Annotated in this window: 14 protein-coding genes; all 14 read left to right on the top strand. The window is 67.2% G+C overall.

What is annotated here, in order from left to right:
• Nucleotides 1-56 precede the first annotated feature (56 nt).
• The 14 genes from IFT55_RS09270 (at nucleotide 57) to IFT55_RS09335 (ending at nucleotide 13,542) form a co-directional block, all read left to right on the top strand.
• On the top strand, nucleotides 57-1,322 hold the full coding sequence (locus IFT55_RS09270) for a glutamate-5-semialdehyde dehydrogenase (RefSeq protein ID WP_192091315.1): 1,266 nt from the start codon (nucleotides 57-59) through the stop codon (nucleotides 1,320-1,322).
• Complete coding sequence (locus IFT55_RS09275) at nucleotides 1,286-1,948, top strand: nicotinate-nucleotide adenylyltransferase (protein WP_192091317.1); 663 nt, start codon at nucleotides 1,286-1,288, stop codon at nucleotides 1,946-1,948. Before IFT55_RS09270 ends, IFT55_RS09275 begins: the two co-directional genes overlap by 37 nt.
• Entirely contained in the window at nucleotides 1,948-2,340 is a 393-nt protein-coding gene (gene rsfS / locus IFT55_RS09280) for a ribosome silencing factor (protein WP_249403716.1), read from the top strand. The genes IFT55_RS09275 and rsfS overlap by 1 nt, the downstream gene beginning before the upstream one ends.
• Before the next feature lie 10 nt (nucleotides 2,341-2,350).
• A complete protein-coding gene (locus IFT55_RS09285; protein WP_192091319.1) occupies nucleotides 2,351-2,773 on the top strand; it encodes a 23S rRNA (pseudouridine(1915)-N(3))-methyltransferase RlmH in 423 nt (140 codons plus the stop codon).
• On the top strand, nucleotides 2,770-3,936 hold the full coding sequence (locus IFT55_RS09290) for a murein hydrolase activator EnvC family protein (RefSeq protein ID WP_192091321.1): 1,167 nt from the start codon (nucleotides 2,770-2,772) through the stop codon (nucleotides 3,934-3,936). The genes IFT55_RS09285 and IFT55_RS09290 overlap by 4 nt, the downstream gene beginning before the upstream one ends.
• 93 nt (nucleotides 3,937-4,029) lie before the next feature.
• Nucleotides 4,030-5,391 carry a S41 family peptidase gene (locus IFT55_RS09295; RefSeq protein ID WP_192091323.1) on the top strand — a complete coding sequence of 454 codons (1,362 nt, stop codon included), beginning with the start codon at nucleotides 4,030-4,032 and terminating at the stop codon, nucleotides 5,389-5,391.
• Nucleotides 5,392-5,395: 4 nt separating this feature from the next.
• Entirely contained in the window at nucleotides 5,396-5,881 is a 486-nt protein-coding gene (locus IFT55_RS09300; RefSeq protein WP_192091325.1) for a disulfide bond formation protein B, read from the top strand.
• Nucleotides 5,878-6,417 carry a demethoxyubiquinone hydroxylase family protein gene (locus tag IFT55_RS09305; RefSeq protein WP_192091327.1) on the top strand — a complete coding sequence of 180 codons (540 nt, stop codon included), beginning with the start codon at nucleotides 5,878-5,880 and terminating at the stop codon, nucleotides 6,415-6,417. Before IFT55_RS09300 ends, IFT55_RS09305 begins: the two co-directional genes overlap by 4 nt.
• 34 nt (nucleotides 6,418-6,451) lie before the next feature.
• Nucleotides 6,452-6,856 carry a hypothetical protein gene (locus tag IFT55_RS09310; protein ID WP_249403717.1) on the top strand — a complete coding sequence of 135 codons (405 nt, stop codon included), beginning with the start codon at nucleotides 6,452-6,454 and terminating at the stop codon, nucleotides 6,854-6,856.
• 149 nt (nucleotides 6,857-7,005) lie between these two features.
• Nucleotides 7,006-8,616, top strand: coding sequence for an inorganic phosphate transporter (locus IFT55_RS09315; RefSeq protein WP_192091329.1), 1,611 nt, complete (start codon nucleotides 7,006-7,008; stop codon nucleotides 8,614-8,616).
• Between the two features lie 4 nt (nucleotides 8,617-8,620).
• On the top strand, nucleotides 8,621-10,105 hold the full coding sequence (locus tag IFT55_RS09320; RefSeq protein ID WP_342029272.1) for a hypothetical protein: 1,485 nt from the start codon (nucleotides 8,621-8,623) through the stop codon (nucleotides 10,103-10,105).
• Nucleotides 10,106-10,181: 76 nt separating this feature from the next.
• Nucleotides 10,182-11,429, top strand: coding sequence for a putative DNA modification/repair radical SAM protein (locus IFT55_RS09325; RefSeq protein WP_192091331.1), 1,248 nt, complete (start codon nucleotides 10,182-10,184; stop codon nucleotides 11,427-11,429).
• Nucleotides 11,430-11,683: 254 nt separating this feature from the next.
• Nucleotides 11,684-12,160, top strand: coding sequence for a hemerythrin domain-containing protein (locus IFT55_RS09330; RefSeq protein WP_192091338.1), 477 nt, complete (start codon nucleotides 11,684-11,686; stop codon nucleotides 12,158-12,160).
• Nucleotides 12,160-13,542, top strand: coding sequence for a UdgX family uracil-DNA binding protein (locus IFT55_RS09335; RefSeq protein ID WP_192091339.1), 1,383 nt, complete (start codon nucleotides 12,160-12,162; stop codon nucleotides 13,540-13,542). Before IFT55_RS09330 ends, IFT55_RS09335 begins: the two co-directional genes overlap by 1 nt.
• Nucleotides 13,543-13,626: the final 84 nt, after the last annotated feature.

Genomic DNA, 13,626 nt, shown 5'->3' on the forward strand with positions numbered 1-13,626 from the left:
GATCCTTCGAAATGGCAAAGGCGATAACAGGCAAGCTGCGAGCGCAGGGGCAGGATATGACCATCCAATCATCGTCACGTGACATCGACATTGCCGGAATGGGCCGCGTAGCGCGGACGGCAGCGTCGTTTCTGGCTACTACCCCCACCGCGACCAAGGCCGCCGCGTTGCGCGCCGCCGCCACCGCAATCCGTGACGATGCCGCCGCCATCCTCGCGGCCAACGTGCAGGATATGGCCGCTGCGCAAACCAACGGCCTGTCGGAGGCGATGCTCGACCGGTTGCGGCTGGATGCGGCGCGGCTGGAGGCCATGGCGGCGGGGGTCGAGGCGGTGGCGGGGCTGGCTGATCCGGTCGGCGATGTCATCGACCGCAGCGAACGGCCCAACGGACTGACCATGACGCGCGTACGCGTCCCGATCGGGGTGATCGGCATCATCTATGAGAGCCGGCCCAACGTGACTGCCGATGCCGGGGCGCTGGCGGTGATGGCGGGTAATGCCACGATCCTGCGCGGCGGCAGCGAGGCGATTCGCAGCAACCGGGCGATCCACGCCGCGCTCGACCGGGGCCTGCGCGACGGCGGCCTGCCCGAGGGCGCGGTGCAACTGGTGCCGACGACCGATCGCGCCGCCGTCGGCGCGATGCTGACGGCCGAGGGGCTGATCGACCTGATCGTGCCGCGCGGCGGCAAGAGCCTGGTCGCGCGGGTGCAGGCGGAGGCACGGGTGCCGGTGCTGGCGCATCTCGACGGGCTGAACCACAGCTATGTCGACGGTGCCGCCGATCCGGCGATGGCGCAGGCGGTGGTCGTCAACGCCAAGCTGCGCCGGACCGGGGTGTGCGGCGCGACCGAGACGCTGCTGATCGACCGCGCCTATGCCGATCCGCTGCCCATCCTGACGGGGCTGATCGCGGCCGGGTGCGAATTGCGCGGCGATGCCGAGGTCCGCGCGCTGCATCCCGACATCGTCGAAGCGAATGCCGACGACTGGGATACCGAATATCTGGACGCGATCCTGTCGGTGAAGCTGGTCGACGGGGTCGACGACGCGATCGCGCATATCGCCGCGCACGGATCGCATCACACCGATGCGATCATCACCGACGACGCGGCGACCGCCGAACATTTCCTCGCGCGGGTCGATTCGGCGATCGTGATGTGGAATGCATCGACGCAGTTCGCCGATGGCGGCGAATTCGGGCTGGGCGCCGAGATCGGCATCGCCACCGGCCGGCTGCACGCGCGTGGGCCGGTCGCGCTGGAGGGACTGACGACGTATAAATGGGTCGTGCGCGGTTCGGGCCAGATCCGGCCTTGACCGCCCGGCGCATCGGCCTGCTCGGCGGGTCGTTCAACCCGGCGCATCGCGGCCACCGTCGGGTGTCGCTCGCCGCGATACGGGCGCTGGCGCTGGACGAGGTATGGTGGCTGGTATCGCCGGGCAATCCGTTGAAGCCGGAGGCGGGCATGGCGCCGTTGCCCTCGCGACTGGCGTCGGCGCAGCGGGTCGCGCGGCACGCGCCGATCCGCCCGACCGCGATCGAGCGCAGGCTGGGCACGCGCTACACGGTCGATACGGTGCGCAAGCTGGTGCGGATGTACCCGCAGCATCGCTTCGTCTGGTTGATGGGCGCGGACAATCTGGCGCAGTTCCATCGATGGCGCGACTGGCGCGGGATCGCACGGACGGTGGCGATTGCGGTGATCGCGCGTCCGGGCTATGACGGTGCCGCCCTCGCTAGTCCTGCGATGGGCTGGTTGCGGCGCCATGCGCGGCCCGCAGGCCAGGCGAGACGATGGACGATGTGGAGTCTGCCGGCGCTGGTCCGGTTGCGCTTCCGTCCCGATCCGACCTCGGCGACCGCGATCCGCGCCGCCGATCCCGCCTGGCACCGACGGGCAATCCTGCCCGATCGATCCGGCGCACAGGCACCTGAAAGCTGATGACCTTGCCTACCCCGACCGACACGACCACCCCCGGAATGAGCGAAGTCGATGCGCTGCATCGCATGGTGCTGGCCAGCCTCGACGACGACCAGGCGGTCGAGACGGTATCGATCCCGCTCGCCGGCAAATCGACCATCGCCGATTACATGGTGATCGCCAGCGGCCGGTCGAGCCGGCAGGTGGCATCGATGGCGACCAAGCTGGCCGAACGGGTCAAGGCCGAGTTCGGCCGCCCGTCGCGGATCGAAGGGCTGCCGACCGCCGACTGGGTGCTGATCGATACCGGCGACGTGATCGTCCACCTGTTCCGTCCCGAAGTCCGCACCTTCTACAATCTGGAACGGATGTGGGCGTTCGGCGACACGCTGAACCCGACCGCGCACGCCTGATTCCCCGCCCGTGCTGCTGCATATCGTCGCGCGCGGGCGAATCGGGCGCAGTCCTGAAAGCGAGCTGATCGATCGTTACCTGAAACGCGTCGGCTGGCCGGTGCGGATCACCGAACTGCCCGATACCGGGGGCAAGATGCCACCGGTCGACGGCGCGACGCGGATCGTGATGCTCGATGAAAAGGGTCGCGACCTGCCGTCGCTGACATTCGCGACGCAACTTGGGCGATGGCGCGACGACGGCGTGCGCGAAACGCGCTTCCTGCTGGGGGCCGCCGACGGGTTCGACGATGCGCAACGGGCGACCGCGGACCTGCTGCTGGCGTTCGGGCGAGCGACATGGCCGCATCTGATGGCGCGCGCGATGCTGGCCGAACAATTGTGGCGCGCGACCAGCATCCTGTCCGGCCACCCCTATCACCGCGAAGGATGAGTCGCAGACTGGCCCTGTGCGCGACGCTGGCTGCGCTCCCCGCGCTGGCGGGTGCGGCGGCGTGGGCGCAGGATGATCCGGTCACGCTGGCGCGCCAGCGGCTGACCGCCGCACGGTCGGCGGCGGCAGCGGCGACCGCGCGGTCGCAGGCGCTGGACCGTGCCGCGCAGGCCGCGCGTGCCGGCATCGACCGGGCGCGTGCCGCACAGGCCGCGATCGCCGCGAGGATCGTCGCAGCGGAAGCGGATCGCAGCGCCGCGCAGGCACGGGTGACGCTGATCGCCGGGCTGCTGGAGCGGCGGCGCGGCGCGCTGGCCGACCGGCGCGAACCGATCGCGCGGCTGGTCGGCGCGCTTCAGTCGCTGGCGACGCGCCCGGCATGGCTGGCCATCGCGCAGCCGGGGTCGACCAGCGATCTGGTTCATGTCCGTGCGGTGCTGGGAACGGTGGTGCCGGTGATGCAGCGACGCACGCTTGCCCTGCGGGACGACGTGACGCGCGCGTCACGGTTGCGCGATCAGGCCGGCGTGGCGGTCGCGGCACTGGCGGCGAGCAACGCGGCGCTGGAACGACAGCGGCTGGCGCTGGTGCAGGCGGAAGCGGAACAGCGGCTGCGGTCGCGACGGCTGGCGCGCGGCGCGATGACCGAATCGGACCGCGCAATCGCGCTGGGCGAGCAGGCCCGCGATATCGTCGACCAACTGGCCGAACTGGACGTCGCGGAGGATCGGCGCGCGGGTCTGGCCGCGCTGCCCGGACCGCTGCCGCACCCCGACGCGACCGGTGCGCCGGTCGCCTTCGCGCATCCCTATCGCCTGCCCGTCACCGGCCGTGTCGCGACCGGTTTCGGCGAGATCAGCGACAGCGGCGTCCGGGCGCGCGGGGTGACGCTGACGGTCGCGCCCGGCGCGGACGTGCGGGCGCCGGCCGCCGGTACGATCGCCTATACCGGGCGATTCCGGGGATATGGCCGCATCGTCATCCTCGACCATGGCGATGGCTGGACGACGTTGGTCACCGGGCTGTCGGCCAGTATCGCGCCGGTCGGCGGGCGTGTGCCGGCGGGCATGGCGATCGGGCGCGCGGGCACCGGACAGGAAGGCAACGTGACGATCGAACTGCGTCGACGCGGCGTTCCGGTCGATCTGGCCGCAATGCTGTGAACGTCCATTCACCGTTCATCGCGACGCGCCTTTGATCGCCGCATCTTTTCCCGCTAGTGTCGCCATAATATCGCAGTCGAAAGCCATACGCGCATGTCCCGTTCGTTCCTTAACGCCACCGCCATCGTCGGCGCCCTCGCGCTGGTTCCCGTCGCGACGGGTGCGATGGCGCAGGCCGATGCCGGCAGCTTTCGTGAACTCGACACGTTCATGGACGTGTATAACCGGGTGAAGGCGAGTTACGTCGACAAGGTCGACGACAAGACGCTGATCGAAGGCGCGATGCGCGGCATGCTCGCGGCGCTCGACCCGCATTCCAGCTATCTGGACGCCAAGGATTTCGAGAATCTGCGCATCGCGACCACCGGCAATTATTCGGGGCTGGGCCTGTCGGTGACGATGGAGGACGGTGCGGTAAAGGTCATCAGTCCGACCGAGGATACGCCGGCGGCACGGGCCGGCATCAAATCAGGCGACTATATCACCCATGTCGACGGCAAGCTGGTCGTCGGCGGCACGCTGGACGAAGCGGTGGCGCAGATGCGCGGGCCAACGGGATCGAAGGTATCGCTGACCATCGTCCGCCCCGGCCGCGACAAGCCGATCGACCTGACGCTGGTCCGCGGCACGATCGTGCAGAAGCCGGTGAAGTGGGAGGTCAAGGACGGCGTCGGCATCATTAACATCAACACGTTCAGCGAGACGACCGGTGCCGATACCCGCGCCGCGATCGCCGCGATCGACCGCACGCTGGGACACAAGCCGCGCGGCTATATCGTCGACCTGCGCGACAATGGCGGCGGCTTGCTGACGCAGGCGATCGAAGTGTCGGACACGTTCCTGAGCCGCGGTGAAATCGTGTCGCAGCGCGGGCGCGACAAGAGCGAGACCGAACGCTATTTCGCCGAGGAGATGGTGCCGGGCGATCTGGCGCAGGGATTGCCGATCATCGTGCTGACCAATCCCGGCACGGCATCGGCGTCGGAAATCGTCGCCGGCGCGTTGCAGGATCATCACCGCGCGATTGTGATGGGCGAGCGCAGCTTCGGCAAGGGATCGGTCCAGTCGATCTTCGACCTGTCGAAGGACACGGCCGTCCGCCTGACCACCGCGCGCTATCACACGCCGTCGGGCCGGTCGGTGCAGGAAGGCGGCATCGACCCCGATCTGAAGGTGCCGCAAATCTCCGATCCCGATTACAAGACCCGGCCGGTGTACCGCGAGGCCGATCTGCGACGCCACCTCGTCAACGAAGTCGGGATCGACGACAAGGCGCTGACCGAGGATGCGAAGACCGATCCGCGTTTCGCCGAGAGCGCCGAATCGCTCAAGAAGCGCGGTGTCGAGGACTTTCAGCTTCACTACGCGCTCCAGACGCTGGGCCGGGTCGGGCCGCAGACGCGGATGGCGGGGGTCCCTGCCCCCGCCGCTGCGCCAAAGACGGCAAAGCGCTGATCGCATGCGCGCCAACGACCTGCCGCTTGCGCGCTGGATAGCGCTGCTGTTGCCCATCCTGCTGATCGTCGGAGCGTTGGGGTCGCAATATCTGGGCGGACTGTATCCGTGCGAGATGTGCCATTGGCAGCGATGGCCGCATTATGCGGCGATCGTGCTGGCCGCGCTGTCGTTTTTTGTACCGCGTACGCGGGCCAAGCGTGCGCTGGTGATCATGGCCGCGCTGGCGGTGCTAGGCAGCGGGCTGATCGGCGTGTTCCATGCGGGCGTCGAATATCACTGGTGGCCCGGCGTTACCGCCTGCGCCAACCATCTGAACCTGTCGGGCGGGGATTTGCTGGCCGCGATCGTCCGTGCACCGATCGTCCGGTGCGACGTCGCGCAATGGAGTTTCCTCGGGATCTCGCTCGCCGGATTCAATGCGATCCTTTCGATCGCTGGTGCGTTAATCATCCTGAAGCTGGCGATACGGAAGCGGAGACGGCGATGAAGCGGTGGCGACCCGGCGATGCCCGGCCCGGCGGAGTGCGATCGATGATCCGCGTCGACCAGGCGGGTGAATATGGCGCGACGCGCATTTATGCCGGGCAACTGGCCGTGATGGGCGACCGTAGCCCGTTGTCCGCATCGATTCAGGGCATGGCGTTGCAGGAGGCCGAGCACCGCGCCTATTTCGACGCGCTGATCGCCGAACGCGGCGTGCGGCCGACGCTGATCCAGCCGATCTGGGATGTCGCGGGCTTCGCGCTGGGCGCGGTGACGGCGGCGATCGGACCGGAAGCGGCGATGGCGTGCACCGCGGCGGTCGAAACCGAAATCGATAAGCATTACGAAGACCAGCTGACCGAACTGGGCGACGACGACCCCGAACTGGGCGACGCGATCCGCCGGTTTCAAGCCGAGGAACTGGAACACAAGGAAGCGGCGCTGGCGCACGGCGCCGAACGTGCCCCCGCCTATCCGCTGCTGGCGGGGGCGATCCGTGCCGGATGCCGGCTGGCGATCGAAGTATCGAAACGCATTTGAGCCGTCCGGCGTTGTGCCGGCTAGGGAGACGAACATGATCCGCTATCTTCTGGCCGGGGCCGCCACCATCGCCGCCTTCGCCGTTCCCGCGTTCAACGCGCCTGCCGATGCGCAGGTGCAGAACGGCACGCTGGTCATCTATGGCAATGACCGCTGTCCGACCAACGCGGACGGCGAGGAAATCGTCGTCTGCGTCCGTCGCAGCGAGCGCGAGCGGTTCCGTATTCCCAAGGAACTGCGCGACGTCGAAGTGACCGCCGACAAGGAAAGTTGGGCGGTCCGTGCCGATTCCGCGCTGACCGCAGGTGCGACCGGCGTCGGAAGCTGCTCCACGGTCGGGGCGGGTGGCCAGTCGGGCTGTTTCGTCCAGCGGGCAAATACCGCGCGCGCCGAGTCGCGCGCACGCCGTGCCGAAGAAGCCGGCGTACCGCTGCCCTGAATCGATCCGTCCCCTGAATCCGGTGTCGCGGCCGCGCGCCGGATCGGCTAGGAGCGCCGCGCCCTGCTCCTTCGTCGGGAACCGGGCCGGGCGCGAAGCTGTCATACTTGGACGCTACGCCCCGTTATCGTTCTGACGGGGAATTTACGATGACGAGCGCAGCGCTGGAGCGGGATCACCGCCCCGGCCCGAAACTGGACGACGGGCTTGGACGCGCGGGAACCGCCGGATTCGCCGCCGCGATCGTTGTCACGATCGGCTATGTCGTGTTCAACGTGTGGCGCGATGCGGCGGCGGCAAGCGTCGATCCATTGACGCTGTTGCCGTTCCTGCTGCTGTTGCTGGCGCTGGTGATCGCGCTGGGGTTCGAATTCGTCAACGGATTCCACGATACCGCCAACGCGGTCGCGACCGTCATCTACACTAATTCGATGCCCGCCAACGTCGCGGTGGTCTGGTCGGGTTTCTTCAACTTCCTCGGCGTGCTGTTGTCGACCGGCGCGGTGGCGTTCGGCATCATCTCGCTGCTGCCGATCGAACTGATCCTTCAGGTCGGATCGTCGTCGGGCTTTGCGATGGTGTTCGCGCTGCTGATCGCGGCGATCCTGTGGAACCTGGCGACGTGGCGTCTGGGAATCCCGTCGTCCAGCTCGCACACGCTGATCGGGTCGATCATCGGCGTCGGCGTGGCGAATGCGATCATGCAGGGGCGCAGCGGATCGGCGGGCGTCGACTGGGGCAAGGCGAGCGAGATCGGGCAGGCGTTGCTGGTATCGCCGCTGATCGGATTCGGGCTGGCCGCGCTGTTGTTCCTTGCGATGAAGGTGCTGATCCGCAACCGTACGCTGTACGAGGCCCCGGTCGGCGACACGCCGCCGCCCTTATGGATCCGGTCGCTGCTGATCTTTACCTGCACCGGCGTCAGCTTTGCGCACGGTTCGAACGACGGACAGAAAGGCATGGGCCTCATCATGCTGATCCTGATCGGCACGGTGCCGACCGCCTATGCACTCAACCGCGCGGTGCCGGCGCAGTACGAGGCGCAGTTCGCCGCCAACAGCACCGCCGCCGCACGCGTGCTGACGCCGCGCGCCCCCCCGGTGCCCGTGATCGACGAGGCGACGGCGCGCGCGCGCACGGAACGCTATATCGGCGAACACCTGCTGACCCCCGGGACGGTCCCGGCGATCGCCACGCTGATCGGTACGATCGACCGTCAGGTGCGCGAGTACGGCACGCTGGCCAAGGTGCCCGCCGCCGCGAGCGAGAACATGCGCAACGACATGTATCTGACGTCGGAAGCGATCAAGCGGCTGGGCAAGGAACCGTCGCTGGCGCTGTCGGATGCCGATGCTACAGTGCTGACCGAATATCGCGGGTCGCTGGATGCCGGCACGCGCTTCATTCCATTGTGGGTGAAGGTCGCGGTGGCGTTGGCGCTGGGGCTTGGTACGATGGTCGGATGGAAACGGATTGTCGTCACGGTCGGCGAAAAGATCGGCAAGACCCATTTGACCTATGCGCAGGGCGCATCGGCCGAACTGGTGGCGATGGCCACGATCTTCGGCGCGGACACCATGGGTCTGCCGGTGTCGACCACGCACGTCCTGTCGTCGGGCGTGGCGGGGACGATGGCGGCCAACCGGTCGGGGTTGCAGTTGGCGACGGTGCGCAACCTGTTGATGGCGTGGGTGCTGACGCTGCCGGTATCGGTGCTTCTGTCGGGATCGCTGTACATGCTGCTCAACCGGATCTTCTGATTTGGTGGCGACGACCCCGCCCGATGCGGGCGGTACGATGACCGGGCCGGTAAAGCTGCGACACGATCGCGTGGCGTGGCTGATCCTCGCGCTCGTATGGTTTTCGTGTGCGTGGTTCGGATCGTGGGAGTTCAATCCCAATAATGCGGTGCGCATGTTCGCCACGCTGTCGCTGGTCGAGGACGGCGACGCGACAATCGACGAATTCGCGCCGCTGACGATCGACAAGGCAAAGTTCGGCGACCATTATTATTCGGACAAGGCACCGGGCATCACGTTGTTGTCGGTGCCGGTCGTCGCCGCCGCCGACGTGGTGTCGGGGCAATCGTCGCATGATTTCATCCCCGGTTTCGAGAATCGCGAATTCAACCGGTTTCTGAAAATCCGCATCCGGCTGGTCGCGGCACTGGTCTGCGCGCTGTTCAGCGCAATCGCGGCGATGTTGCTGTACGATCTGGTCGCGCGGATGACGCGCAGCGTGGATGCCGGGGTGGTCACAGCACTGTCCTATGCGCTCGGCACCACGATCTGGGGATGGTCGACGACGATCTTCGGCCATGCCGTCGTCGCGGCGCTGCTGGTGGTCGCGACATGGGCGGTGTGGCGGGGCACCGGCGGTGGTCGCGTTCCCCGACGCTATCCGCTGATCGCCGGACTGGCACTGGGGCTGGCGGTACTGGTCGAGCATTCCGCGCTGATTGCCGGCGCACCGGTCGCCGGTCTGGCATGGTGGCGGACGCGCGGCGTGTCGCCCGGCGAACGCGGCCGGATCGTTGCCGTCGCGCTGGCGGCGGGCATGGTGTCGCTGGTCGCGCTGCTTGGCTATAACCTGCTGGCGTTCGGGACGCCGTTCCGCCTCGGCTATTCGGGCGTGACCGATTTCGCGGGGATGCAGCAGGGGCTGTTCGGGCTGACCTATCCCAAGCCGGTCGTCCTATACGAACTGGTGTTCGGCGAGCGTCGCGGAATCTTGTGGGTCGCGCCGATCCTGATCGTCGCACCGTTCGGACTGGCGGCGATGATCCGGTCGCCGTCGATGCGGGCAATGGGCTGGTTCGCGGTGATCGCCGCCGTGCTACCGTTCTGCATCAACGCATCCTATTATTACTGGGACGGCGGCAACGCCACCGGCCCGCGTCACGCGGTGCCGGCGATCGGGTTCCTCGCGATCGGCATCGGCGTGTTCTGGGCGCAGGCGACACGCTGGTCCCGCGTCGCGACGGCGGCGTTGCTGGCAGGGTCGATCACGATCAACATGGTCATCGCCAGCGCAGAGATCACCGCGCCGGGGGGCGAGCCGCAGGCGCTGCGCAAGGCGGTGATCGCCGACCGGTTCGCGCCCGGATATCTTCGCACGGTCGCCGACGAATGGTGGGGATATACGCCGTGGCAGGGGCTGGCGATCTGGGCGGTCGTTGCCGGGCTATTGGCCGGGCTGATGCTGTTGGCGACATGGCGGGCACAGGTGCGGACGCCGACGCGATCCTGACGCCCGCCTGCGTCGCCCGGTCGCTTTTCCCTGCGCTCCCATGGACTTGGACGGCCCGGGAACATATATTGAACATATGGCGCAACTGGACACCCGCGAGAAACTGGCGATCCTTGCGGACGCCGCGAAATATGATGCGTCCTGCGCGTCGTCGGGAACGGCGAAGCGCAATTCGCGCGACGGCAAGGGGATCGGATCGACCGAGGGCATGGGCATCTGCCACGCTTATGCCCCCGACGGGCGCTGTATCTCGCTGCTCAAGATCCTGCTGACCAACAGCTGCATCTTCGACTGTCACTATTGCATCAACCGCAAAAGCTCGAACGTCCGCCGCGCGCGCTTTACCGCGCAGGAAGTCGTCGCGCTGACGCTCAGCTTCTATCGCCGCAATTATATCGAGGGGCTGTTCCTGTCGTCGGGGATTATCGGATCGTCGAACTATACGATGGAACAGATGGTGGAAGTCGCGCGGTCGCTGCGCGAGGATCATCATTTCCGGGGCTATATCCACCTGAAGACGATCCCCGATGCAGATCCCGAACTGGTGCGGCAGGCGGGGGTCCATGCCGATCGCGTGTCGATCAACGTCGAACTGCCGACCGCGAGCGGCCTGAAGCGGCTGGCGCCCGAGAAGTCCGAAGCGCGGATCGAAGGCGCGATGGGCGCGATGCGCGAATCGATCGAGGACGGGCGCGATGCGAAGCGCCGGTATCGCTCCGCCCCCAAATTTGCGCCGGCGGGCCAATCGACGCAGATGATCGTCGGTGCGGATGCCGCGACCGACCGCGATATCGTGGGCAAGGCGGCGACGCTGTACGACCGGTTCGGATTGCGCCGCGTCTATTATTCCGCGTTTAGCCCGATCCCGGAAGCGTCGGCGGTGCTGCCATTGCAACGCCCGCCGTTGATGCGCGAACATCGCCTGTACCAATCGGACTGGCTGATGCGCTTCTATGGCTATCAGCCCGGAGAGGTGCGCGCGGCGGCCGACGACGCGACCGGCATGCTGCCGCTGGATATCGATCCGAAACTTGCCTGGGCGCTGAAATTCCGCGACCGCTTTCCGGTCGACGTCAATCTTGCGCCGCGCGAGATGTTGTTGCGCGTACCCGGGCTGGGGGTGAAGGCGGTGCAGTCAATCCTGTCCGCGCGACGCTGGCGGCGGCTGACGCTGGCCGATGTCGGGCGGCTGACGGTGTCGATCGCCAAGCTGCGCCCGTTCCTGATCGCGGCCGACTGGCGCCCGGTGGTGTTGTCCGACCGCGCCGAACTGCGCCCGATCGTTGCGCCGAAGCGCGAGCAGCTGGAACTGTTCGCCGCCTGACGCGACCGGGCGTTCATTAGAACTACTCTTTTCTCCGCGCCTTCGCGTAGGCCATTCCTGTTTTGTCGAAAAGAGGGTTTCACGCTAAGGCGCGGAGACGCGAAGGGGTTGCGTCTGTGACAGGCGTATCTTGTACGAATGCGGGTTAAGGAAAAATGTTGCGCTGATCTGCTGGCCGTCTGCAAACCGCTCGCAGGTGAAACCTTGCCGCGTCTTCGCCGGTTGCTCCCCTCAGTCGAAACGAGGAACGAACCATGGCCGATGCGCGAATCTATGCCGACCTGAAAGCGGATCACGACCGTCACCGCGCCCTGCTCCGCCAGATCGGCGATGCGAGCGGGGACGAGCGCGCCACGCTGTTCGAAACCTTCCGCATCGAAGTGTCGGCACATGCTGCCGCCGAGGAGGAAGCGTTGTACGCGACGATGCTGGCCAACCCCGATCTGCGCGACGAGGCGCGGCATTCGGTGTCCGAGCACAAGGAGATCGACGATTATCTGGGCGAGATCGCCGGGCTGGACGTCGGCGGCAACGAATGGAATGAACGTTTCGCGGCGATGCGCCATCGGTACGAGCATCATATCGATGAGGAAGAGGAAGAGATGTTTCCCGCCGCCGCGCAGGAACTGAGCGATGCGGAGGAAGCGCGCATCGCTGCGGTGTTCGAGGATCGCAAGCCCAAGGAGCATGCGATCGCCGCCGCCACGCCGCCGGGCGACGATCGCGACTGATGCGCGTCGCCACGCTGGCTGCGGACGATGACTTCGAAGGCTGGCGGGACGCGGCGCGTAGCCTGATCGCCGAACGGGTGCCGGCCGCCGATGTCGTGTGGCAGGTCGGGCAGCAGCCGACCGACCTGTTCGGCGACGAGGCGATACTGGATACCGGCGCGCCCGCATTCCGCGTTCCGCGCGGGTTCGTCGACCTTGCCAAGACCGTCGTGCTGCATGCCGATCCGTCTCGGTTCGCGCTGCTGTACGCGATGCTGGAACGGTTGATCGTGCAGCCGCGACTGATCGACGACAAGGCCGACCCGGCGCTCCGACGGCTGGAGGAAATGGCCAAGGCAGTGCGTCGCGACGTGCACAAGATGCGCGCGTTCCTGCGCTTTCGCGAGGTGCCGGAGGGCGAGACGACGCGCTTCGTCGCGTGGTTCGAGCCCGATCATCATATCGTCCGGGCCAATGCACCGTTCTTCGTCGATCGCTTCGGCTCGATGCGCTGGTCGATCCTGACGCCGGACGTGTCGCTGTTCTGGGACGGCGCGACGCTGAGCGAAGGTCCGGGGGCGACCAAGGCGGATGCGCCCGACGGTGACCCAGTCGAGGACGTGTGGAAGACCTATTACGCATCGATCTTTAATCCCGCTCGGCTGAAACCCGGCGCGATGCTGAAGGAGATGCCGCGCAAATACTGGAAGAACATGCCCGAAACCGCGCTGGTCCCGGCGCTGATCGCGGGCGCACAGGCGCGGGAGGCGCAGATGATCGAACAGTCAAGGGCCGCGCCGTTGGGTGGCAACAGCGACGGCGCGTGGGCGGCGTTGCGCGACGAGGCGTCGGCGTGCCGCCGCTGTCCGCTATGGCAACCGGCAACGCAGACCGTCTTCGGCGAAGGGCCGGTCGATGCGGAAATGATGGTGGTCGGCGAACAGCCCGGCGATCAGGAGGATCTGGCGGGGCGGCCGTTCGTCGGCCCGGCGGGACAGGTGTTCGACCGGGCGATGGCAGCGGCGGAAATCGACCGGACGCGGGTATACGTCACCAATGCCGTCAAACACTTCAAGTTCGAACCGCGCGGCAAGCGGCGCATCCATTCGAAGCCGGTCGCCGGAGAGATCGATGCATGCCGGTGGTGGATCGAACACGAACGCGGCATCATCCGCCCGAAGATGACGATCGCGCTGGGCGCGACGGCGGCACGATCGCTGCTCGGCCGCACCGTCACGATCGTGCGCGAGCGCGGACGGGTGGTGCCGCTGGCCGATGGCGGGGCGGGATGGATCACGGTGCACCCCAGCTACCTGCTGCGTCTGCCCGACAAGGCGCAGGCGGAAGACGAGTTCGCCCGGTTCGTCGAGGATTTGCGGCAGGCGGCGGCACAGATCGCCTGACCATCGGAAGCAGTCGGCCGGTCGTTGCACCGGGACCGGCAGCCATCGATCGATCCGGTACGGACGGCGGCTACCGTGCACCGC

This window comes from Sphingomonas sp. CFBP 13720, assembly GCF_014842075.1.
GTDB lineage: Bacteria > Pseudomonadota > Alphaproteobacteria > Sphingomonadales > Sphingomonadaceae > Sphingomonas.